The organism is Pseudomonas sp. MPFS, from assembly GCF_022537035.1.
Classification (GTDB): domain Bacteria; phylum Pseudomonadota; class Gammaproteobacteria; order Pseudomonadales; family Pseudomonadaceae; genus Aquipseudomonas; species Aquipseudomonas sessilinigenes.
This window is the reverse complement of record NZ_CP066123.1, coordinates 2252437-2274082: the sequence shown is the minus strand read 5'-3', so window position 1 is coordinate 2274082 and position 21646 is coordinate 2252437. Positions and strand designations below refer to the sequence as shown.

General features: G+C 56.6%; 26 protein-coding genes, 1 tRNA gene and 5 pseudogenes. 8 read left to right on the top strand and 24 right to left on the bottom strand.

The window, feature by feature from the left end:
• Positions 1-77: 77 nt before the first annotated feature.
• Positions 78-995, top strand: coding sequence for a LysR family transcriptional regulator (locus I9018_RS10730; RefSeq protein ID WP_068586343.1), 918 nt, complete (start codon positions 78-80; stop codon positions 993-995).
• 1 nt (position 996) lies between these two features.
• Here I9018_RS10730 and I9018_RS10725 read toward each other — a convergent pair whose 3' ends face one another.
• A complete protein-coding gene (locus I9018_RS10725) occupies positions 997-1695 on the bottom strand; it encodes a pentapeptide repeat-containing protein (protein WP_241109398.1) in 699 nt (232 codons plus the stop codon).
• Positions 1696-1934: 239 nt separating this feature from the next.
• Here I9018_RS10725 and I9018_RS10720 point away from each other — a divergent pair, with 239 nt between their 5' ends.
• Entirely contained in the window at positions 1935-2204 is a 270-nt protein-coding gene (locus I9018_RS10720) for a hypothetical protein (protein ID WP_346780100.1), read from the top strand.
• A gap of 62 nt (positions 2205-2266) precedes the next feature.
• On the opposite strand, the gene I9018_RS10715 is transcribed toward I9018_RS10720, so the two are convergent.
• A complete protein-coding gene (locus I9018_RS10715; RefSeq protein ID WP_241109397.1) occupies positions 2267-2914 on the bottom strand; it encodes a Qnr family pentapeptide repeat protein in 648 nt (215 codons plus the stop codon).
• A gap of 179 nt (positions 2915-3093) precedes the next feature.
• Here I9018_RS10715 and I9018_RS10710 point away from each other — a divergent pair, with 179 nt between their 5' ends.
• Entirely contained in the window at positions 3094-3423 is a 330-nt protein-coding gene (locus I9018_RS10710; RefSeq protein ID WP_068586336.1) for a hypothetical protein, read from the top strand.
• 253 nt (positions 3424-3676) lie between these two features.
• On the opposite strand, the gene I9018_RS10705 is transcribed toward I9018_RS10710, so the two are convergent.
• Complete coding sequence (locus I9018_RS10705) at positions 3677-3988, bottom strand: hypothetical protein (protein WP_068586332.1); 312 nt, start codon at positions 3986-3988, stop codon at positions 3677-3679.
• A 99-nt stretch (positions 3989-4087) separates the two neighbouring features.
• Here I9018_RS10705 and I9018_RS10700 point away from each other — a divergent pair, with 99 nt between their 5' ends.
• Together I9018_RS10700 and I9018_RS32720 are read left to right on the top strand one after the other, a co-directional pair.
• Positions 4088-4498, top strand: a complete 411-nt coding sequence (locus I9018_RS10700; RefSeq protein ID WP_241109396.1) for a hypothetical protein — start codon at positions 4088-4090, stop codon at positions 4496-4498.
• A gap of 385 nt (positions 4499-4883) precedes the next feature.
• Positions 4884-5108, top strand: a pseudogene (locus I9018_RS32720) (DNA cytosine methyltransferase); the annotation flags it as partial.
• A 106-nt stretch (positions 5109-5214) separates the two neighbouring features.
• Here I9018_RS32720 and I9018_RS10690 read toward each other — a convergent pair.
• The 4 genes and pseudogenes from I9018_RS10690 to I9018_RS10675 form a co-directional block, all read right to left on the bottom strand.
• The gene (locus tag I9018_RS10690; RefSeq protein WP_241110220.1) at positions 5215-5415 is read right to left on the bottom strand and encodes a hypothetical protein; all 201 of its coding nucleotides are present in this window, start codon (positions 5413-5415) and stop codon (positions 5215-5217) included.
• Between the two features lie 85 nt (positions 5416-5500).
• The gene (locus tag I9018_RS10685) at positions 5501-5821 is read right to left on the bottom strand and encodes a hypothetical protein (RefSeq protein ID WP_241109395.1); all 321 of its coding nucleotides are present in this window, start codon (positions 5819-5821) and stop codon (positions 5501-5503) included.
• An 81-nt stretch (positions 5822-5902) separates the two neighbouring features.
• Positions 5903-6145: pseudogene (locus I9018_RS10680) on the bottom strand (phage head morphogenesis protein); the annotation flags it as partial.
• The gene (locus tag I9018_RS10675; RefSeq protein WP_241109394.1) at positions 6141-6833 is read right to left on the bottom strand and encodes a formyl transferase; all 693 of its coding nucleotides are present in this window, start codon (positions 6831-6833) and stop codon (positions 6141-6143) included. The pseudogene I9018_RS10680 and the gene I9018_RS10675, both read right to left, overlap by 5 nt.
• A gap of 482 nt (positions 6834-7315) precedes the next feature.
• On the opposite strand from I9018_RS10675, the pseudogene I9018_RS10670 reads away from it, so the two are divergent.
• Positions 7316-7859, top strand: a pseudogene (locus tag I9018_RS10670) (integrase); the annotation flags it as partial.
• On the opposite strand, the pseudogene I9018_RS32775 reads toward I9018_RS10670, so the two are convergent.
• Both I9018_RS32775 and I9018_RS10665 read right to left on the bottom strand, forming a co-directional pair.
• A pseudogene (locus I9018_RS32775) lies at positions 7851-8324 on the bottom strand (hypothetical protein); the annotation flags it as partial. The pseudogenes I9018_RS10670 and I9018_RS32775 overlap by 9 nt on opposite strands.
• Positions 8323-8547, bottom strand: a pseudogene (locus I9018_RS10665) (putative metallopeptidase); the annotation flags it as partial. The pseudogenes I9018_RS10665 and I9018_RS32775, both read right to left, overlap by 2 nt.
• Positions 8548-8748: 201 nt before the next feature.
• Here I9018_RS10665 and I9018_RS10660 point away from each other — a divergent pair.
• Positions 8749-9477 carry a type II toxin-antitoxin system HicB family antitoxin gene (locus I9018_RS10660; protein WP_241109393.1) on the top strand — a complete coding sequence of 243 codons (729 nt, stop codon included), beginning with the start codon at positions 8749-8751 and terminating at the stop codon, positions 9475-9477.
• Between the two features lie 4 nt (positions 9478-9481).
• Here I9018_RS10660 and I9018_RS10655 read toward each other — a convergent pair whose 3' ends face one another.
• The 6 genes from I9018_RS10655 to I9018_RS10630 all read right to left on the bottom strand — a co-directional run bounded on the left by I9018_RS10655 (position 9482) and on the right by I9018_RS10630 (position 12895).
• On the bottom strand, positions 9482-9628 hold the full coding sequence (locus tag I9018_RS10655; protein WP_241109392.1) for a hypothetical protein: 147 nt from the start codon (positions 9626-9628) through the stop codon (positions 9482-9484).
• Between the two features lie 25 nt (positions 9629-9653).
• The gene (locus tag I9018_RS10650) at positions 9654-9977 is read right to left on the bottom strand and encodes a phage holin, lambda family (RefSeq protein WP_241109391.1); all 324 of its coding nucleotides are present in this window, start codon (positions 9975-9977) and stop codon (positions 9654-9656) included.
• Positions 9978-10104: 127 nt separating this feature from the next.
• Positions 10105-10947: a putidacin L1 family lectin-like bacteriocin gene (locus I9018_RS10645; RefSeq protein WP_241109390.1), complete on the bottom strand. Its 843-nt coding sequence runs from the start codon at positions 10945-10947 to the stop codon at positions 10105-10107.
• A gap of 106 nt (positions 10948-11053) precedes the next feature.
• On the bottom strand, positions 11054-11395 hold the full coding sequence (locus I9018_RS10640) for a hypothetical protein (RefSeq protein ID WP_241109389.1): 342 nt from the start codon (positions 11393-11395) through the stop codon (positions 11054-11056).
• 344 nt (positions 11396-11739) lie between these two features.
• Entirely contained in the window at positions 11740-12252 is a 513-nt protein-coding gene (locus tag I9018_RS10635) for an acyloxyacyl hydrolase (protein ID WP_241109388.1), read from the bottom strand.
• A gap of 268 nt (positions 12253-12520) precedes the next feature.
• Positions 12521-12895 carry an antiterminator Q family protein gene (locus I9018_RS10630; RefSeq protein ID WP_241109387.1) on the bottom strand — a complete coding sequence of 125 codons (375 nt, stop codon included), beginning with the start codon at positions 12893-12895 and terminating at the stop codon, positions 12521-12523.
• Between I9018_RS10630 and I9018_RS10625 the strand changes: the two genes are divergently transcribed.
• Positions 12894-14090, top strand: a complete 1197-nt coding sequence (locus I9018_RS10625) for a tyrosine-type recombinase/integrase (RefSeq protein WP_241109386.1) — start codon at positions 12894-12896, stop codon at positions 14088-14090. The two genes, I9018_RS10630 and I9018_RS10625, sit on opposite strands and share 2 nt — an antisense overlap.
• A 69-nt stretch (positions 14091-14159) precedes the next feature.
• Here the strand turns inward: I9018_RS10625 and I9018_RS10620 are convergent.
• The 9 genes from I9018_RS10620 to thrS form a co-directional block, all read right to left on the bottom strand.
• Positions 14160-14236 (bottom strand) — tRNA-Pro (locus tag I9018_RS10620).
• An 88-nt stretch (positions 14237-14324) separates the two neighbouring features.
• The gene (locus I9018_RS10615; RefSeq protein WP_007920509.1) at positions 14325-14681 is read right to left on the bottom strand and encodes a MerR family transcriptional regulator; all 357 of its coding nucleotides are present in this window, start codon (positions 14679-14681) and stop codon (positions 14325-14327) included.
• Complete coding sequence (gene ihfA, locus I9018_RS10610) at positions 14662-14964, bottom strand: integration host factor subunit alpha (RefSeq protein WP_002553164.1); 303 nt, start codon at positions 14962-14964, stop codon at positions 14662-14664. Before ihfA ends, I9018_RS10615 begins: the two co-directional genes overlap by 20 nt.
• A gap of 3 nt (positions 14965-14967) precedes the next feature.
• Positions 14968-17346 (bottom strand): phenylalanine--tRNA ligase subunit beta, encoded by a 2379-nt coding sequence (pheT, locus tag I9018_RS10605; protein ID WP_241109385.1) that lies wholly within the window; start codon positions 17344-17346, stop codon positions 14968-14970.
• 35 nt (positions 17347-17381) lie between these two features.
• The gene (gene pheS / locus I9018_RS10600; protein WP_241109384.1) at positions 17382-18398 is read right to left on the bottom strand and encodes a phenylalanine--tRNA ligase subunit alpha; all 1017 of its coding nucleotides are present in this window, start codon (positions 18396-18398) and stop codon (positions 17382-17384) included.
• Between the two features lie 109 nt (positions 18399-18507).
• Positions 18508-18864 carry a 50S ribosomal protein L20 gene (gene rplT / locus I9018_RS10595; RefSeq protein ID WP_016963673.1) on the bottom strand — a complete coding sequence of 119 codons (357 nt, stop codon included), beginning with the start codon at positions 18862-18864 and terminating at the stop codon, positions 18508-18510.
• A gap of 30 nt (positions 18865-18894) precedes the next feature.
• Positions 18895-19089 (bottom strand): 50S ribosomal protein L35, encoded by a 195-nt coding sequence (rpmI, locus tag I9018_RS10590; protein WP_002553160.1) that lies wholly within the window; start codon positions 19087-19089, stop codon positions 18895-18897.
• Between the two features lie 60 nt (positions 19090-19149).
• A complete protein-coding gene (gene infC / locus I9018_RS10585; RefSeq protein ID WP_176719736.1) occupies positions 19150-19701 on the bottom strand; it encodes a translation initiation factor IF-3 in 552 nt (183 codons plus the stop codon).
• Positions 19701-21623 carry a threonine--tRNA ligase gene (gene thrS / locus I9018_RS10580; protein WP_241109383.1) on the bottom strand — a complete coding sequence of 641 codons (1923 nt, stop codon included), beginning with the start codon at positions 21621-21623 and terminating at the stop codon, positions 19701-19703. Before thrS ends, infC begins: the two co-directional genes overlap by 1 nt.
• Between the last annotated feature and the right edge of the window lie 23 nt (positions 21624-21646).

The window sequence follows — 21646 nt, the reverse complement described above, 5'->3', positions numbered from 1 at the left end:
ACGAAAGGGCTTTATAAAATACGCCGCCGAACCAAGACCAATACCGATTTTCGACCGATCGATACCCGGGAGCCAGGATGCTCGATCTACGCAGGTTGCGTTACTTTCTGACCGTCGCCGAAGAGCTGCACTTCGGCCGCGCCGCCTTGCGCCTGCACCTCGCGCAACCGCCGCTGACCCGCCAGATCTCGACGCTGGAAAACGAACTGGGATTTCGGTTGTTCGACCGTACCAGCCGCGCGGTGTCCCTCACTCCCCAGGGCCAGCACTTCCTGCCCTATGCCCAGGCGGTGCTGGAACAGGTGGAGCGGGCCCAGGTCATGGCGGACAAACTGGCCGCAGGCAGCGCCGGGCAACTGGCCCTGGGCTACGCCAGCTCGATTGCCTTGTCGGAGTTGTTCAGCCAGGCGCTCCAGGCTTTTGCCCAACGCTTTCCGCAGGTTCAACTGACCCTGGTGGAAGGCGCGTCGGTCAGCCAGTGGGGGCAAATCGTCGACGGTCGTATCGATATCGGCCTGAGCCGGATGCAACCGCCAGAGGAGCTGAGCGAAATCCACACCCGGTCCCTGGGCGATGAACCCCTGGTGGCGGCGCTCGCCAGCGACAGCCCGCTGGCGGCCCGGGCCGAGGTGAACCTGGCTGCGCTGAGCGAGTACCCGCTGATCCAGTTTCCGACCGGCTACGGCTCGGGACTCAACGAGGCCATAGAACAGCTGTACCGACGCAACGACCTGCCCCTGCGCCCTGGCCCCAGCGGGCGCCAGATCACCTCGATCATTGCCCTGGTGGCGGCGGGCCAGGGGATCGCCCTGGTACCCAGCTGTACCCAGACACTGGCCCGCAAGGGTGTGACCTACCGGCCAGTGACCGACCTGGGGGCCAGCGCCCCGCTGCTGGTATTGACCCGCAGCCAGGGGCGCAGTCACCTGGTGGAGGCGTTCTTGGGGGTGATCGATGAATTGTTCGAGGCACAACAGGCCACGATGCGGACCTGAATCAGAGCACCGTAAGCCCAAGGCCAGCCAACAGCATGCCGGCCTGGCTACGGGAAATGATCGCCCCCTTGAACAGCTTGGCGTCCACCAGCCGCAGGCCCTGCAGGCTCGCCTCGCGCAGGTCGGCATCGTCGAAACGGGCATTGTTCACCCGGGCCAGGGACAGGCTGCCGCCCTCGACGAACACCGCCTTGCGAAAATCGCAGTAGGTGAGGTCGGCCTCGCTGAAATCGATCTTGTACAGCTGCGCCTTGTAGAACGAGATGCCGGACAGCATGGCGCTGTTGAGCAGGCAATCGGAGAAAACCAGGCCCAGGGCCGAGACATCGGCGAAATTGGCCCCCGTCAGCTTGCAACCCTCGAACTGTACATGGGCGACCTTGCTGCGCTGCCACAGGGTGTTGTTCAGGTCGCAGCGTTCGAAACGGGCATCGGTGAGCACCGCCGAGCGCAGGATCGCCTGGCCGGCCCGACAGCTGAGCCAATGGCTATTGCTCAGGTTGGCGGCGGTCAGGTTGCTGCCGCTGAAGCTGCAACGTTCGAAATGGGCCCCGGCGAGGTTGATGCGAGACAGGTCCTGGCCGCTCAGGTCCAGGCCTACGCCACGCACGGGCAAGGTTTGGCTGGCGACCAATTCGGCCAGGGAACGATCTTGCAGATCCTCGGGGGTGATGTCGAAGTAACCGTCTTGCGCCTGCATGCTCTCTCCTGAGCCTGGGGTTGATGGGGTGCATCTTCTGGATGCGGTCTTGGGAGGTCAAGGCTGGTCGTTGGTTCCTTGCATGACCGGCGCCTGGCAGGAATACCTTGCCCCCTGCCCTGCGCCAGGGTGAATCCGTTAGGCTTGGCGGCTGATGCCAGCAACGGTATTGCCACGAGGCACCGCACACCGTGGACGTCCACGCAATTTGTGGGCTGGAGGGTTTGGCCGTTTCTTCCATGCCAACCTGTAATAACCATGTGGCCCATGACTGCATCATCGGCGACTTCGTCACCTTCGCTCCCAATGTCCATTGCAACGGTGCGGTGGTGATCGAGGACCATGCCTGTATCGGCGCCGGGGCCATCATCAAGCAGAGTGCGGCAGAACGCCCCACCGTCATCGGCCGTAGCGCGGTGATCGGCATGGGGGAAGTGGTGACCAGGAGCGTGGCACCCTACACCACGGTCTGTGGCAATCCGGCCCAGCCGCTGCACAAGGCGCAATGAGGTGGCCTGGGCAGCCTTCGGGATACAAGAACGCCGTGGCGATTCACAGGCCGCAATCGCGGCTAGCCGATCACGTTGATTCCCAGGTGTGCGGCAAGGTGGCTGATCTGGTCACGGTCGAGCTTGACCCCGTCCAGGTTCACCAGCCGGATATCCAGGTCGCCCAGTTGCGAGTTGGTCAGGTCGCAGCCGGTGAAGTCGGCAGATCGCCAGTCGAACAGGCTGAACTCGCCACCAGACAGATCCGATCCGGTAAAACTGGCCCCGGTGACATTGGCACCGGTCCAGCGGTTGTCCCACAGCTCGCACTTCTCGAGGTTCACCTTGGAGAAGTTGCTGTAGGCCAGGTTGCTGTTGTTGATGTAGGCATTGCAGAACCAGGACTTGCTGGAAATCACGTTCATGAAACTGGCGCTGCTGAAGTCGGCGCCCTGTGCCTTGCACTCAGTGATCTCCAGCCCCAGGGCGCTGGCAAAGTTGAACACGCAGACCGTCAGGTCGCAGCGCTTGAACGAGGCGCCCTTCAACTTGGCGCTGCGAAAGTTGCAACCCACTTGCCGCTCGGGGTCGTAGAAGCTGCAATCGATGAATTGGGTTTCCGACAGGTCGACCCGGGAAAAGTCGCAATCCAGAAAGGTTACGCCCGTAACGACCTGACCGGTAAGTTCCTCCACGCCGATGCGCTTGTTCTCAAAAACCTGGGACTCCATGGCACTTTCCTACACAATCTATGGCCGATAACTCGACCAACCTAGCACCCCGATAGAGCCAATTGAAGCCTTTTCGTCTCACCCTTGCCCCTGCCAAGCCATGCGAAACCCATGCTGGTACAGACCACGGCGCTCTTGGCCGGTGATTCACCCTGCTTCAGGAGACAGGAAGTCCCTCTATGGAACACGTCATAAAGCACCTCGCCACTCAAGGCCTGGTACTGTTCATTTTCTTTTCACTCATGTACCACGTAAGCAACATCCGTCGCTGGGATGTCACGACCCAGGAAGACTTCGAGCAGGCGCTGAAACGCCTGCACATCGACAAGTATCAATTGCTGGTAGACCGCCGCGTATCACCGAGGCCGAAACGACAGGGCGAGATCTACCGCATCTTGCATGACCACGCCGAAAACTACTTTCTCTACCAGCGTACCGGCAGCAACCCGGGCGTACTCCAACCGCTCACCAAGGAGCGGGCGCTGCTGGCGGCCAAGATGAACAGCTGAGCCGCGAGTCCGGGAACGAGCTTAGAAGCACTTCGTCCCCTGGGGAAAACTGTTCCGTCAGGAACTGCGCGAAACTGCGCAACCTGGCCGAGTGATATCGATCTGGCAGGTACACCACATTCACCGGGCGACTGGGCAGCTCCTGCTCTGGAAAGAGTTGGACCAGGCGTCCCGCCTGGACATCCGCCTGCAACAAGAGCGCGGGTTAACGACCCTCGCGAGTAAGCTTCGCTCCTACAGGGGATCACCTCGCTTAAGTGAACAGCATTGCAGTGCAGGTCGGTTCCTGGGAGGTTTCTGTCTGCTCTGACTGGGCTCGCAGCGACTCGCGGGCGTAGGCAAAGAGAACCAACCCATCCATGAGATGCGGGTTGCTCTGGGTGCCAGCCTTGTTGCGATAGGTATCGCCACAGAACTCGAAACAACCGGTATCGACTGCCGCCTCATAGTCGGCAATGTGCTCACCCAGCGCCTCATCGAACAGGATGATATCGCGGTGGTCGATGGCACGGCTTTCTTCGCAAAGCCACGCGAGCAGCAGAGTGGCTCGTTCTGTATGGGTCATGGGCTTTCCTGGTCGAGGTGAGCGGAGCCAGACCTTGCCCCATAAGGAGGATCAAGTCCAATCGGGTAAGCGGGCGCTTGACTCCGACGAGAGCCGTTCATGATGATGCTTGAGTACTACCTGGCATACCGGAAGGCTGAGAAGAACCTGCCGGCCGCACTCCCGAACTTCAACAACATATGCACTGCCTACCTCAAGGTGAAGATCGGCGAGAAGCACAGGCGAGCCCTAGGTTATGACGAGTGGGATTGCATCGTCGGCATCCGTTACGATGAGCTCCGTCGATACAGCCGGATGATAAACGCCAACGAGTACGGCAATGCCCGGTGGGACAGCGTTTGCCCATCCTACGTCGCGGGCATCATCAAGGATGGGGATAGCGGCCTTTTGGTCAGCGCACCCCTTCGACTTGGGCATGGATTCGGATTACGGCAACTGCGACCTGGGCTGGAAGAAGAACGAGGCCAAGCTGATGGACCATCCATATGCAGGAAGATCCGTCCAAGGTGATCTGGTGGTCTGACACCGAAGAACGGCTCGGTCAGGTGTTCCCGCAGGACCGGCCAAATTACCGGTCGCTCACCAGCGATCCAAGCAGACGGATTTAGATTTCGACTATCTAGTGGAAGATATCGACTGCTTCTGCGGTAATAAAATTTTTCATGCGCGGTTTTTTACCCCTCTTTTTGGTGCCCTTCACCCAAGCACTTACAAGATGAGCAATATCGCTCGTTCTTGGAGTTCTACCTGTGATCATCGGTCGCTTGATTCTGTTTCTTCTAGTTCTTTACGTGTACGTGCAGCTGCACGGTTAACAGTAATCCCGGCGGTCCTGCATGGGCCGCCTCTTCCCTTCTTTTTATCGGTCTGAATCGTAATTTTGGCCGATCCGGAATTGCTCGGAGTAAAGAAGACCACAGCGATCGACCTATTCGCCGGCATGGGCGGATGGAGCACCGGCGCGCGTGCTGCAGCCCTCCAGATCCTCTGGGCAGCAAACCATTGGCCCGAGGCAGTAAAGTGGCACGCCGCGTATCACGCTGACACTGAGCATGTTTGCCAGGAGTTGCATCAAGCCAACTGTGTAGCAGTACCGCAAACCGATATCGGCGTGGCCGCTATGTCATTCCCGGCTGACACCTTTAGACCGAATAGCCATCGACTGACCACATACCGAGATCGATCATCGACAAGCAGCGTGGCTAGAGTAAAGACCGGTTTTTTCCTTACAACGATACTGTGATGCATCGCATATCGGCTGCCTTCTTCTCGTCGAGCAGTTCCTGAACCTTCGATTTTAGGCCGGTGACGTCTTCAGGCTGAGGCAACCCCTCGATACCGATGACATACTTGCCCTCTTTCTCGGTGTAAAAAGCGCGCACGGATTCGTCTACCCCTTCCAGGGTATCCAGTTGGAATTTCAGCATTGGTTGTCTCCCAGAGACGAGATGCAGGCCCTGCCTGCAGGCATAAAAAAACCCGCCGAAGCGGGTCTGTCTTTTTCATCTGTTATTAGATGTAGGTCATTCGTATAACCTCAGCAACAGGAGCCCCATATGGGCTCTGTCCGCAAGCCTCTCTAACCAAGTCGTCCAGCCCTCCACCAAACTTCTTGGCTTTCTCAAGAAGATCAGGAAATGCGGCAACAAATAAAATAATTTCCTTGGACTCAACATCCAGTCTTCCGGCGGCAAACGCTTTCTGAACAATCCCACCAAGCGTTGCCAATTGCGTTAAAGCTGCCGACCAATTACTTGCGTCAATTGCGCATTGGAAAAAGTAAATACAGATCTCAACGTCATATTTTTCGGAGACTTTCAGGCTGTAAATCATGATTGACTTCATAATGAACGGTAGGCCTTATGACCCTATCAAACCCGCACGTTCGAACGCCAGAGGCTCAAACGTCTTCATTTACTCAAGCGTCAGCGGTGCAAAGTTGCGATCAAGCTGCAGCTCCGCAAAGCGCTCAACACTCAGCCCGCCCTCCCGGAACAGCTTCCCGCGAACCGGACCAATAGCCTTGTCCTGGAAGGCAGCAGGCTGCTGCTTAAGCCACTCGTAATAGCTAAGGTCGGCCCTTACCTGCTGCGGGCCATCCTCACCGACAGATACTCGCGTGGCGCCCATGGCGAACAGCGCACTGAACCTCTCAAGGAGCGCTTATCCGCAACGGAAATCCGTACGATTCGAAAAGATCCCAAACGTCCTCGCGATCGAAGAGCCGCCACCCCAGTGTAGTGAACCGCATCAGGTCATCCTCGCTGGGAAAGGAGTAGTAGGCCCCGGCAGATGGATCTTGAGACGTCCCCGTCATGGGCTCACCGCGCTCCAGGCGCCTGATGGCGTTCATGATGAGACGCGCGCCTGGTTGATAAAGTGAAAGGATGTGCCAAAGCAAGGAGCGCTCCTTTTCGACTGCCACACGCGCAGTCTCAATGATACGACCAACATCAATGCCGGGACTGTCGATCCAATGGAGAGTACAGCCGATCTCCAGGTCCCCGTTCAGCAGCGCCCGGAAGGTCGCGAGAACACCTCGATATTGAGGCAAGAGGCCAGAGTGAAGATTGAGGACGCCGCGTGGCGGAATTGCCAACGCTTCATTCTTCAGGATTTGACCAAAGCGGATTGAGATGAACAGATCCGCTCCCACATCCTGCAGCATTTGCAGGCCCGCAGGATCCCCCAAGCTGGGCAATACCCGCACAGGAACCCCAAAGCGTTGCTGCAGTTCTGCAAAACCGAATCGATGCCTGCTGCTGACCTGGTCACTCGATCCGATTAACCCAGGGGCCAAGGCATTGAAGAGGTCCTGCTCGATCAATGCTAGTTGTCCGAGCATGCGTGGCACCTTCCTGCCCGATCCCACTTTCTCCGAGAGGAAAATTCCCACTGTGCTCTCGTGAATCTCGGGTAACAGGAAATTGAGAGTGAGATTGCTCTCCACGTCCCGGTTTACTAGGAAAGCGATTCGCAACTTCAGACCTCCGGCAGACCTTCCTTGAGATGGAGCAACGGCCGATTCAACACAAGCGAATCGATCCCACTCCCATTGTTTTGCCATGACGTATGGACGCAAGGCCCGACCTGCTCGATCAATTCCGGCATCAGACCTAGCATAGTTGCTCTTTCGTCATTGCTACGTCCGCCAGCAGCTCCTGGTAGTTCTCTGCCGATCATGGTTACAAAGCGTGCTGGTGAAATCCGATGCGATCGGTGGTCAGAACGAATGCAAATGACTGGTCAAGTCGAATGCAAACGGGGGGTCAAGTGGAGTGCAACTGCGCAAAGGAGGAGGCCGAAAGCTGCCGTTCGTGGTCGGATGAGCGCGATGTCCTGCCGCCGCGCGAGCTAGCCAAGGGCACCTTGGGGCCTTTACGCCGTCCACTTTCGCCGCTTTCGAAAGCACTTCGAAGGCCAGGCCCTCGACCAGATCACAATCCGTATGATCGCTAAGATGCTAGACGCCCTCACCCCGCGCACGGCCAACCAATGCCGCGCCCTGCTGATCAACATCTTCAATCATGCCGCGGCGAAGGGGCTGTGTCCGGACAACCCAGCAGCCAGCACCATCAACAGAATCGAGAAGAAGCAACGTAAACGACACACCATTGAGGGCTTGAAAGCCATTCGGGAGAAGTCGCCGCCCTGGCTGCAGAACGCAATCGACCTTGCGCTGATCACGGCGCAGCGTCGCACTGACATCCTCAATATGCGATTTGATGGGGTTCGGGAAGGGTTTCTGTATGTGGTGTAGCAGAAGACGGCCAAGGCCAGTGACGCGGCATGGATACGGTTCAAGGTGACTGATGAGCTCCAGGCTGTGAGCAGCCGGTGCCGAGATGACATTGTCTCCCCGTACCTGCTTGCTACCGAAGCCATCATCAGTGTCGACATCGACCTTCTCCTCCAGCACCACCAGGCTTAGCAGATGCTGGCCGCCGACCTTGCGAGTCTTCCAGTTCTTGATCGCTTCCGCTGGGTAGCTGCTGATCGTCGAACGGACACGGCCAGACGCCATATCTGCAACACTCACCGCCTGCCCATCAACTTGCGGGTAGTCCACCAACAGCCCGTGACGGCCCACTTCAAGCAGGTGCCCAATCACTGACTGGGACTGCTGGTAGATGCTCACGCCCTGACCATCAACATCCTTGGCCACGTAGTCGAGCGCGCCCGGGACCGTCAGCGTCGGCCAGGTACGGAATACAGCACCCACCAGGCTGTGCTTGGTCCGGCCAGTGGCGTTGTAAAACACGGCCCGCTGCTTGTAGCCAACGTAGCGCTCCTGGTTCTCCCTGCTCGTATCATGAGCATTAGGTCGCGGCAGGTACCTGCTCGGCCTGGCCCAGCACTGTACGCCCCTGCTTCTCGAAGCTCGACGATGACCATATGACCTGGATGTCTGCATCCAGTAGGTGGGCATGGTCTTCGTTGTGGATGCTGCCGGTGTCGGCCAGAATCTCGCGCTGGACCCAGTCCCACACACCAGTTGCGGGACAGATAGTTAGCTTAGGCTCTTCAGCTAGCGAGCCAGGCGGGAGAGGTCTGCTCAGTTGGCCCATGATTTTCTAGCCCCCAAGCACTCAATAGATGAGGAAGGCAAAGCCATAAAATTAATCATTTATGATTGACATCGATCACAAGTGATGCAAAATAGGGCCGTAGCGTTTTTTCCACGACAACTGCCTCCGTGGCAGCTAGCCAAAGCCCGCATAGAGCGGGCATGAGCCCCACATCTAATCGATAGGTGAAGCATGTACGACTACCCCGTCATCATTCATGAAGAAGCTGGTAAGTTTATTTTCTCGTGTCCCGATATTCCTGAAGCATGCTGCACGTTTGAAAAGCAAAGCGAGGCCGAAGAAAAATCCTTGCAGGCCATAACTGAAGCTCTCAGCCTCTATGTAGAGCAATATCGCCACATCCCAGAAGCATCTATCCCAGCTGAACGACAGGCTGTCGTTAAGTTGCCCATTCAGGTGGTCGCCAAGATCGCTTTGTGGAACGCAATTCAATCTGACGGCATTCGAGTGGCTGGACTTGCTCGCATGCTAGACCTGTCTCACACGGTGGCGTCGCGACTGGTAGATTTCCAGCACAACTCCAAAATTGAGCAACTGGAGGCAGCATTCAAAACTCTCAATACTGATATCAAAAACGTTACCCGCTCTCGCTCCTGGATCGTCCTCCCCCATGGCGGGCCTGAAGCAGGTTTCTACGTTGAGCGGCTCATAGACGAGCTTCGCCGTCGGCAAACGGATCACATGGTGATTGGCGCTGTTCCTACGGCGCTGGCGAAAGTTAAAACTCACTCTCTCGACTACTGGCTGCGTAGCCGTTATGCCCGCACTCCGAATACGAAGCAAGCAACCGCTGCGGTGATTAATCAGTTGCTGAGCACGGGGCACTTCGATCGCTGCGACACGATTGACCCTGAAACAGGGCGTAATGTCGATTCGATCGTTCTGACCAATTCCGTGTAGCGCATTAACCTTTCTCTGGAGCGACCCGACTGAGGGGCTCATCGACCTCGACGACAGCCTGGGTAGCAGTAGCCGCCGCCTTCGACGACTTGGTAGCGGCGCTCTCGGCCTTAATGGTCAGATCGTCCAGACGCTGTTTACGCTCGACCATGACGCATATTCATTTTGTGGCACAGTCAGCCTTCGGCCTTTCGGCTCATGAAGCGATCGGAGTAGTCGCGCAGCTTCTCCACTCCCACAAAGCCAACCATGCAGCTAGCGAACGTGGCCAGGTTGGGCGGGAGCGTGAAGTACTCAAGCAACGGAATAAGGCTGGAACCGATCAGGCCGCAGATGACAGCTTCCAGCACCATCTTGCGTCCGCTACCACCGCCATAGATCACGCGGAAAACGGCAACAATGGCAGCCGTGCCACCTGCATAGATTTGAGGCTGATGAACCGCAAACCATGCCAGTGCTGCCGCCCACAGGTCAGGGTTCTTTTCTGGCATGTTGGACATACTCGATTCCTCCCTTTCGGGGAGCGCAAATGAAAAAGCCCCGGCAGTTGCCGAGGCTATGGGTTAGCTAGATGCTTATGTCACCAGTGTGAAAGCCCCGCAATATCGCGGGGCCCCTAGTGGCTTCTTAGAACACGTTATTCCAGGTGTAGCTACCGGTTTTCCACTGGTGGTCCGGATAGAACACTCGAGGAGGCTTGATTGTCGGGGTGTAGCCGAAACGAGCCCAGACCGGCCGCTCAGTTACGACCGCGAAGCTGCCATTCGCCTGCAAGCGGATAGTTGCGCCAGGATGACCAGCAGTGCCGCTCTGCCACAGCGGGGCATTGTTTGCCGCATAGATAACGAGGTTACCATCGCCTTGCATCACGCATCTCACGGCACCCTTGTTCTGTGTGTAGGTTGCCCAGACGACGCTGAAGTTCGGACCGTAAACCACCAGGTTGCCATCCCCTTGGAAGACGAGGGAGTGATCACCAGCGCTATAGAACTGGCCTGGAACCAGCTCGGTATTGCCATCGATGATCATCGCCGCCCCCACCGCCGGAGTGAACAGACGGCCGTTAGGTGCAAACCAGTGAGGGATGGTATCAATGGTTACAATATTCCCGTCATCCTGAACCTGGGTGAACGCGCGCAGCGATGCATCTTCACGCGAACCCATGGTGGGATCGCTCGGAGTAGTCGCCCAGATACGACCACGCAAAGGGTCATCCAGGACGAAGCCATAGTTCATGAAGACCATCATGGGGTCTTTGGTATTGCCCTTGCTCACCTCCGTGAAGGGAGTGTTCTGGTCAGCAACCCAAACCGCTTGAGCACCGTCATACAGCGCAAGGTTGCCATCAGCCTGAAAGATCAGCTTGAAGCGCTTGTTGGGAGACTGCAGATACTGATTCGGCTTCATGTAGTAACGAGCCGGCAGCACAGAGGAGCCGTTGTCAGTAAAGTCGTAGCGGATATAAGCCATGTTTTTACCTATTGAGTCGAATGGTTGTTTGCGGAAAATTCCGCTTTCATGTCGCTCAAAGGCGATGGGTTGAAGCTCTTGGCTTTCAGTGACTGCCTAATGGAAACTAGTCCACGTTTTGGGCGCTGGGCGCGGGCAACACATCATAAGTAATAAAGACCAGAAGTTGGCCATTATTCTCATAAGCCCAGAGGCCGTTACCAGGAGGTAGATAGACTGGATTTGGGAGTGTCTCTGAACTTGACCACGCCATCAACAGCACCGGGACACCAGGACCACTCCAATAAGAAGGCTCAGCTGTACCGGTCGAAATAAACGAGAGGCTACTGCCTACGATCTGAGTAGTACGCAGAATGATTCCATTAACGTTCGCAGACGGTGCAATAAGCTGTTGTTTCCGTGTGACGTTGGCAGAAATGAACTTCTGGCCAAGTGTTACTGGTTCCATGATTTTCACCTTTGAGTCGAGTAAGTGATTGCGGAGATTTCCGCACTCATGTCGCTCAAAGGCGATTGCTCGAGGCTCAAGGCCTTCACACGAGTCGAGAAAGTAAACACCAGCAACGCGGTGGGTTTCGCTTCTGATACACCCGAGGAGTGGAATTACTATCTCAGCAAAATACTGTATATGCAACCAGCATTAATTCTGGCTGTTCGTATCCACGATCAGAAGGCCTCACCCGACCGGCCTAGTCTAATCATCGACACTCCAGAAACGAAAAAGCCACAGCGGATACCAGGGCCCGGAAACAAAATACCCGCACACGGCGGGTATTTCGGGAAATTACTGTTTCAGATCTGATGGCTGTAGAACAGCGAGTACGATTCGATACCGTCGTTGGGCTGCTTGATGCCAGCGTTGGAGTAGTGAATAGCGCGAATGCCGACCTTCTGAGTCTCGCCGATCTTCAGGCCAGCACCGATGCGGTCTTCGAAGTTAAACGCCGAACCGAACTCTTGGTCACCTGCGGACGTTCCGGAGAACACCGCCACCCCAATACCTGCCTCAACGAATGGTTTCACGTTGCCGCTACCGAACTCGTAGACGAACACCGGAGCGAAAGACAGCGAGTGCGCACCACCGGAAGCGTCTCCAGCCTCCCAATAGGTATAGCCCGCGTCCCAGTAGCCCGTCAGGCGCCCTGTATTGGACTCAAACCAACTCTTGTCCCAACCGAAACCCATACCTACGCGGGCAGTAAGGCCACCTTGGCTAGTGGCACCAATCGCACCTGACAATTCTGCGGCATTCACACCGAGGGACGCGCAGGAAAACAGTAAAGCACCCAGCAGAATTTTCTTCATTTTATGACCAATAAGTACTGATTATGAGAGATGTAAGCAATCACCGACGGCTAAGAGGCATAGGGCCATCAAATCGTTCAATGAAATTTTCACCTGTCATTTTTAACTTACGATTTGGCCGTTTTTACTTATGGGTAGCGCAGATTTATTGGTGAACACAGCAAATAAAAAACCCGGCTCAGTGGCCGGGCTTTCTCTGGGGTGTCGCGCTTGAAAAGCTAAACACGCTGCCATGAAAACAGGTGTTTATCCGGCATGAAAGAATTTTTTACGCAGCCTCGCTGATTGCTTGCAAATAGCCGTCGATAAAGCCAACGCCACCTTTGACTATCTCTCTCGCCGAACGCTCAGCCATCTTGGCTGACTCGCCCAGGCGAACCATGGTCCACTTGGCTCCGTAGTACAGCCAAACAAAGTCACCCATCTGCTGATTACGCAGCGTGAGTTTGGCCACCGCAGAGTCTATCACCAGCGCAGCATCATCGGTCAGTGTGTACTCAGTCCCGCCGCCAACTACGGCACCGAAGATCGATGGCGAGACGTAACGCGGCACTCCCATTCCATCCATACGCCAGCTACCCCACTGCTCCAGCAGCCACTCAGCGTCACCCAGGGGCTTATCGATATACGTCCGCTTCTTCATGCAGCCCTCCGGGACGTCGGGTCGGTACCAGAGGAACGGGATTTGGCACATCGACAAAGTCGTCAGAGGTAGCCGACTTCAGGAAAGCACTGGAGCAAGCGAAAGGGAGGAAGCGGAGCAATATCTGATCCACCGGCTGGAGAAGCTTCGGCAAGAAAAGGTTTATGGCGTGCGACAGGTCAGAACATGGCGTGAAGCAGCCACCCGATTTCTGGTGGATTTCAAAGATCAGCCATCTATCGGGCTTTCCGCCTCGCATCTTGAACAGCTTGACCCGAACATCGGCGATCTGCCGATCACGCATATCGATGACGGAACCCTGGCACCGTTTGTGCATGACCGCCAGAAGCCGACCAAGACGGCGCAGGGAAAGGTTAAGCCAGGCGTATCGAACAGGACGGTGAACATCGCCCTGCAACGAGTCGTCAGAATCTTGAACCTTTGCCATCGCAAGTGGCGGGATACAGAGAAGCGGCCCTGGCTGGATAGCGTGCCGATGATATCGATGATGGAGGAAAAGAAGTCCAGCAGGAAACCTTACCCGCTGTCCTGGGAGGAGCAATCCGCCCTTTTCTCCGAGTTGCCGGATCACTTATTGAGGATGGTCCTCTATAAGGTCAATACCGGATGCCGGGAACAGGAGGTCTGCAAGCTGCGGTGGGATTGGGAGATACGGGTGCCTGAGCTTGGTACCAGCGTGTTTCTGATACCGGCCGGGTTTGGCGGACGAAGTGCCAAGGCTGGAGTGAAGAACGGCGATGAGCGCCTGGTGATTCTGAATAGGGTCGCGATGAACATCATCGATGGGCAGCGTGGGCTGCACAATGACCTGGTCTTTCCTTACGGACAGCCAGACCAGTTCGGGCCAACGGCAATGCATAGGATGAATGATTCGGCCTGGAAGAAAGCCAGGGTCCGCGCAGCTGACAAATGGGAGAAGGACCATAAGTCACCAGCGCACCCTGGATTCAGATCGATCAGGATTCACGACTTGAAGCACACCTTTGGCAGAAGGCTACGTGCGGCAAACGTGACAGAGGAAGATCGGAAAGCGTTGCTGGGTCACAAGAACGGCAGCATTACGAGCCACTATTCTACCCCGGAGCTGCAGCATCTGATTGAGGCAGCGAACAAAGTATCAGCGGCCGATTCGCGAGGGCCGGCACTGACCATCTTGAGGAGGAAAACGGGTTGAACCCCCGCAAAAGTCCCTGGGCATGAAAAAGCCCAACCTGTGAAGATTGGGCTAAGTCATTGAAAAATATGGTCGGGACGGAGTGATTCGAACACTCGACCCCTAGCACCCCATGCTAGTGCGCTACCGGACTGCGCTACGCCCCGACTAGGCGTGAAACCTGTTTCACTTCTCAGGAAACGCTGAGGAATATACCGCAAGCGTTTGAAAAGTGGAAGTATTTAAAGCAAAGAATTACTTCTTGAGCACCACGAGTACGTCTTCCAGCTCAGAAATCATCTGACGGATCAGTTGCTTGTACTGAGTGGTGTCGTCTTTGGCCTCATCACCGGAAAGCCGCAAACGCGCCCCGCCGATGGTGAACCCCTGATCATAAAGCAACGCTCGGATCTGCCGGATCATCAGCACATCCTGGCGCTGATAATACCGGCGATTTCCGCGGCGTTTGACGGGGTTGAGTTGAGGAAACTCCTGCTCCCAATAACGCAGCACATGCGGTTTGACCGCACAGAGCTCGCTCACTTCACCAATGGTGAAGTAGCGTTTACCCGGGATGACCGGGAGCTCGTCGTTATGACTTGGTTCCAGCATAAGCCTCAACTCGGGCCTTCAACTTCTGCCCTGGACGAAAGGTGACCACACGGCGAGCCGTGATCGGGATTTCTTCACCCGTTTTCGGGTTACGGCCAGGACGCTGGCGTTTATCCCGAAGGTCGAAGTTACCGAAACCGGACAATTTGACCTGTTCGTTATCTTCAAGAGCGTGCCTGATTTCTTCAAAGAATAGCTCGACCAACTCCTTGGCCTCGCGTTTATTCAGGCCCAGCTCTTCGTAGAGACGTTCGGCCATTTCAGCTTTCGTCAGAGCCCCCATACGTCACTTCCTTAACGTGGCGTTCAACCTTTGTTCGAGCGAGGTGAGGATGTTTTGCGTCGCTGAGTTCACCTCATCGTCGTTAAGAGTGCGCGATGGATGCTGCCAGGTCAAGCCAACGGCAAGGCTTTTTCTATGCGGATCAATGCCTTTACCCTGATACACGTCAAACAGCCTGAGGTCGGTCAACCACTCACCCGCGTTCTCGCGAATGACCTCCAGGACCGCACTGGCCGCGACATCACGATCGGCTAGCAGGGCCAGGTCACGACGCACTTCAGGGAAGCGCGACAGTTCGTGGAACTTCGGCAAACGACCTTGGGCTACTTCACTCAGGACCAGTTCGAACACGAAGACCGGACGATCCAGCCCGAGCTGCTTTGCCAGTTCCGGGTGAATGGCCCCCAGGAAACCGACTTCACGCCCATCGCGCTCGACACGAGCTGTCTGGCCAGGATGCAACGCAGGATGCTTGCCCGGCACGAAAGTGAACACATCCAAGGCACCGGCAAAGCCCAGCACCGCCTCGACATCCGCCTTGACGTCGAAGAAGTCCACGCCATCGCGGCCTTGTGCCCAACCTTCAGGCAACCGGGTACCACAAACAATACCTGCCAACATCTGCTGTTGTTTCAGCCCTTCCAGCTGACCCACGAACCGCAGGCCGCTTTCGAACATGCGGACACGATCCTGCTGACGGTTCAGGTTGTGCTGAAGCGCCTTGACCAGGCCTGGCCACAGGGACGAACGCATGGCCGCCATGTCGGCGGAAATCGGGTTCGCCAACAGCAACGGCTCGACACCCGGGCTGAACAGTTCGAACATCTTCGGGTCGATGAAGCTGTAGGTGATGGCTTCCTGATAACCACGAGCCACTAGCAGGCGCCGCAGTGATGGCAAGTCGCCTTGCGCCTCGGCCTTGGCCTGTGGAGCCAGGCGGGCTTGCGGATAACGAACCGGCAAGCGGTTGTAACCGTACAGGCGTGCCAGTTCCTCGATCAGATCGACCTCGAGGCTGATATCGAAACGATGACTGGGCACGTCAACGCGCCACTGCCCTGCCCCATCGGCAGCTACCGTCAGGCCCAACGCGGTGAGCAGGCGCTCGACCTCGGAACCTTCGAGTTCCATGCCCAGCATTTGACTGATGCGCTCGGCCCGCAGGGTGACAGGCGCCACCAATGGCAGATGTTGTTCGCTGACGGTTTCGATGATCGGGCCGGCTTCACCGCCGGTGATTTCCAGCAGCAGGCCAGTAGCACGCTCCATCGCTTCACGGGCCAACTGCCAATCCACGCCACGCTCATAACGATGGGAAGCATCGGTATGCAGGCCATAGGAACGGGCTTTGCCAGCCACGGCGATCTGGTCGAAGAACGCGCTTTCCAGGAATACATCGCGAGTCTTGGTGGTAACGCCGCTGTGCTCACCACCCATCACACCAGCAATCGCCAGGGCGCGAGTATGGTCGGCGATCACCAGGGTGTCACTGCGCAGGGCTACTTCCTGACCGTCGAGCAACACCAGCTTCTCGCCCTCTTCGGCCATGCGCACACGGATGCCACCGTTGATCTCGGCCAGGTCGAACGCATGCAGCGGCTGACCCAGCTCAAGCATCACGTAGTTGGTGATGTCCACTGCGGCATCGATGCTGCGAACTTCAGCACGGCGCAGGCGCTCGACCATCCACAGCGGGGTCGGCTTGGACAGGTCCACGTTACGGATCACCCGTCCCAGGTAACGCGGGCAGGCTGCCGGCGCCAACACGTCAACTGGGCGCACTTCATGGTGCACCGCAGGAACTGCCTTGACTTCCGGACGCTGCACCTTGGCCGCATAAAGGGCACCAACTTCGCGTGCAATACCAGCCAACGACAGGCAGTCACCACGGTTAGGGGTCAGGTCGACTTCGATACTGGCATCGTCCAGGCTCAGGTAGGCACGAATGTCCTCACCCACTGGCGCGTCAGCTGGCAACTCCATCAAGCCGTCGTTGCCTTCACCGATCTGCAGCTCCGCCTGGGAACACAGCATGCCGTTGGACTCGACGCCACGCAGCTTGGCTTTCTTGATCTTGAAGTCGCCGGGCAGTTGGGCACCGATCATCGCGAACGGAACCTTCAGGCCGGGGCGTACGTTCGGCGCACCGCAGACAACCTGGAAAGTCTCGGCTCCGTTGCTGACTTGGCAGACCCGCAGTTTGTCGGCATCAGGGTGCTGCTCGGTACTTAGTACCTCACCCACCACCACACCGCTGAAATCACCGGCGGCTGGCGTAACACTGTCCACTTCAAGGCCGGCCATGGACAGACGAGCGACCAGCTCGTCGCGAGTTACCTGCGGGCTAACCCAGCCACGCAGCCATTGTTCACTGAATTTCATCCTGCTCTCCTAATAGATTCGTTACGGACGCGCGACTAGCGAAATTGCGCAAGGAACCGCAAGTCGTTGTCGAAGAACAGGCGCAAGTCATTGACACCGTAACGCAGCATGGCCAGGCGCTCGGCGCCCATGCCGAAGGCAAAGCCCTGGAATTCTTCCGGATCGATCCCGGACATACGCAACACGTTCGGGTGAACCATGCCGCAACCCATCACTTCCAGCCATCCGGTCTGCTTGCAGACGCGGCAACCTTTACCACTGCACATCACGCATTCCATATCGACTTCAGCGGACGGCTCGGTGAATGGGAAGTAGGAAGGACGGAAACGTACGGCCAGTTCCTTCTCGAAGAACACCCGCAGGAACTCCTCGATGGTGCCCTTCAGGTCGGCGAAATTGATCCCGCGATCCACCAGCAGGCCTTCTACCTGATGGAACATCGGCGAGTGGGTGATATCGGAGTCGCTGCGATACACACGGCCTGGACAGACGATGCGGATCGGCGGCTGCTGCGATTCCATGGTGCGGACCTGTACCGGCGAGGTATGGGTGCGCAACAACATGTTCGCATTGAAATAGAAGGTGTCGTGCATCGACCGGGCCGGGTGGTGGCCTGGGATGTTGAGCGCCTCAAAGTTGTGATAGTCGTCTTCGACCTCAGGGCCCTCGGCAATGCCGTAGCCGATATGGGTGAAGAACTGCTCGATACGCTCCAGGGTCCGCGTGATCGGATGCAGACCACCAGAGGTCTGGCCACGGCCCGGCAGGGTCACGTCAATGCACTCGGCGGCGAGCTTGGCGCTGAGTTCCGCCTCCTCGAAAGCCGCTTTGCGAGCATTGAGAACCTCTGTTACACGCTCCTTGGCAACGTTGATCAGCGCACCGACGTGCGGGCGCTCTTCGGCTGGCAGGTTGCCCAGGGTCTTCATCACCTGAGTCAGTTCGCCCTTCTTGCCAAGGAAGTGAACCCGGATTTGTTCCAGGGCATTGATGTCTTCAGCGTGTTGCACGGCCTCAAGTGCTTGAGAAACCAGCGCATCCAGGTTTTCCATGTACAGACTCCAGATACAAAATAGGGGAAGAGCTTGAAGGCTCTTCCCCTATTTATGACGTTTAACACCAGAGCACACGAAGGTGAGCCCGGGTGACTGTCGGGGGTACTTAAGCCAAGGTGGCTTTAGCTTTCTCGACAATCGCAGCAAACGCCGCTTTTTCGTTCACTGCCAGATCAGCCAGAACCTTACGGTCGATCTCGATGGATGCCTTTTTCAGGCCAGCGATCAGACGGCTGTAGGACAGACCGTTGGTACGAGCACCAGCGTTGATACGAGCGATCCACAGAGCGCGGAACTGACGCTTTTTCTGACGACGGTCACGGTAGGCGTATTGGCCTGCCTTGATTACCGCTTGCTTGGCAACACGGAACACGCGCGAGCGAGCACCGTAGTAGCCTTTAGCAAGTTTCAGAATTTTCTTGTGACGCTTACGGGCAATGACGCCACGCTTTACACGAGCCATGAGTTACTTCCTCTATTCTTGATCCAAAAATTAACGAAGGCGCAGCATGCGCTCGACTTTTGCCACGTCAGACGGATGCAGCAAGCTGCTACCGCGCAGTTGACGCTTACGCTTGGTCGACATTTTGGTCAGGATGTGGCTCTTGAAAGCGTGCTTGTGCTTGATACCGTTAGCAGTTTTCAGAAACCGCTTAGCAGCACCACTTTTGGTTTTCATCTTTGGCATGTTCGGATACTCCGCATTCAATTGATAAACATAATCAGAAGGCCTGCCGTGCCCTGTTGATTACTTCTTCTTTTTCGGGGCGATGACCATGATCAGCTGGCGTCCTTCCATCTTCGGATGCTGTTCGACCGAACCGTACTCTTGCAGGTCAGTTTCAACCCGCTTGAGGAGTTCCATCCCCAGCTCCTGGTGGGCCATCTCACGGCCGCGGAATCGCAAGGAAACCTTGGCCCTGTCCCCGTCACTCAGGAAACGTACCAGGTTGCGTAGTTTTACCTGGTAATCCCCTTCCTCCGTCCCTGGACGAAACTTGATTTCTTTAACCTGAATCTGCTTCTGGTTCTTCTTCGCGGCAGCAAGTTGTTTCTTCTTCTCGAAGATCGACTTGCCGTAGTCCATCACCCGGCAAACAGGTGGGACTGCGTCGGCGGAAATTTCCACCAGATCCAGTTTGGCTTCTTCAGCTATACGAAGCGCTTCATCAATCGAGACGATGCCAATCTGCTCGCCGTCAGCGCCAATTAACCGAACCTCGCGTGCCGAGATATTCTCGTTGATCGGGGCTTTCGGTGCAGCTCGTTTATCTTGTCTCATATCACGCTTAATAATAATTACTCCAAATCTTGGCGACCACGCCGGGAAATCGCTTGTGCGAGCAGCGCAGAGAATTGGGCGATAGGCATCGAGCCCAAATCTTCACCTTCACGGGTACGCACAGCGACAGTCTGCATCTCGACTTCCCGATCTCCAATAACCAAGAGATAGGGAACCTTGAGCAAAGTATGCTCGCGGATTTTAAAGCCGATCTTTTCATTTCTCAAGTCGGACTTGGCACGAAATCCGCTTTGGTTGAGTGTTTTTTCCACATCGAGGGCAAAATCGGCCTGTTTGTCAGTGATATTCATGATCACTGCCTGGGTTGGCGCCAGCCAGGCCGGGAACACACCAGCGTAATGCTCGATCAGCATGCCGATGAAACGCTCGAACGACCCCAGGATCGCACGGTGCAGCATAACCGGGCGAACACGGCTGTTATCTTCGGCGATGTAGCTGGCATCCAGGCGTTCTGGAAGGTTCGGATCGTACTGCAAGGTACCGCACTGCCAGTTACGACCGAGGCAATCACGCAAGGTGAACTCGATCTTCGGACCGTAGAAGGCCCCCTCACCCGGCTGGTATTCCCATTCCAGTCCAGACTCGTTCAAGGCATCGGCCAGGGCGCCCTCGGCACGATCCCACAACTCTTCGGAACCCACACGCTTGGCCGGACGGGTCGACAGCTTCATGGCGATGTCGCTGAAGCCGAAGTCCTTGTAAACGTCCAGGGTCAGCTTGATGAAGTCCGCGGCCTCCTTCTTCACCTGTTCTTCGGTGCAGAAGATGTGCGCATCGTCCTGGACGAAACCACGTACGCGCATGATGCCGTGCAGAGCGCCAGACGGCTCGTTACGGTGGCAAGCACCAAACTCGGCCAGACGCAGCGGCAAGTCACGGTAGGATTTCAGACCTTGGTTGAACACCTGCACATGGCATGGGCAGTTCATTGGCTTGACCGCGTAGTCACGGCTTTCCGAGGACGTGGTGAACATGTTCTCGGCGTAGTTGGACCAGTGCCCGGAACGCTCCCAAAGGATACGATCGACAACTTGTGGGGTCTTGATCTCAAGATAGCCATTTTCGCGCTGTACATTACGCATGTACTGCTCGAGTACCTGGTAGATGGTCCAGCCGTTGGCGTGCCAGAACACCATGCCTGGCGCTTCTTCCTGCAAGTGGAACAGATCCAGCTGCTTGCCGATCTTGCGATGGTCGCGCTTTTCGGCTTCCTCGATGCGCTGGATGTAGGCGGCCAATTGCTTCTTGTCGGCCCAGGCAGTGCCATAGACGCGCTGCAACTGCTCATTCTTGGCATCGCCACGCCAGTAGGCACCGGACAACTTGGTCAGTTTGAATGCCTTGAGGAAGCGAGTGTTCGGCACGTGCGGACCACGGCACATGTCGACATATTCTTCGTGATAATACAGGCCCATGGCTGTTTCGTTGGGCATGTCTTCCACCAGGCGCAGCTTGTAATCTTCGCCACGGTTCTGGAAGACGTCGATGACTTCGGCGCGCGGGGTCATCTTCTTGATGACATCGTAGTCCTTGTCGATCAGCTGGTGCATGCGCTGCTCGATGGCGGCCAGGTCGTCCGGAGTGAAAGGACGCTCGTAGGCGATGTCGTAATAGAAGCCTTCATCGATGACCGGGCCGATCACCATCTTGGCGGTCGGATACAGCTGCTTCACTGCGTGGCCGATCAAGTGGGCGCACGAGTGACGGATGATCTCCAGTCCCTCTTCATCTTTTGGGGTGATGATCTGCAAGGTGGCATCGTGTTCGATCAGGTCGCAAGCATCGACCAACTTGCCATCGACCTTGCCGGCCAGAGTGGCCTTGGCCAGACCTGCGCCAATAGAAGCTGCGACTTCAGCTACGGTTACGGCCTTGTCGAACGAACGCTGACTGCCATCGGGAAGAGTAATAGTGGGCATGGCGCCTCCTCTCCTAGTGGTGA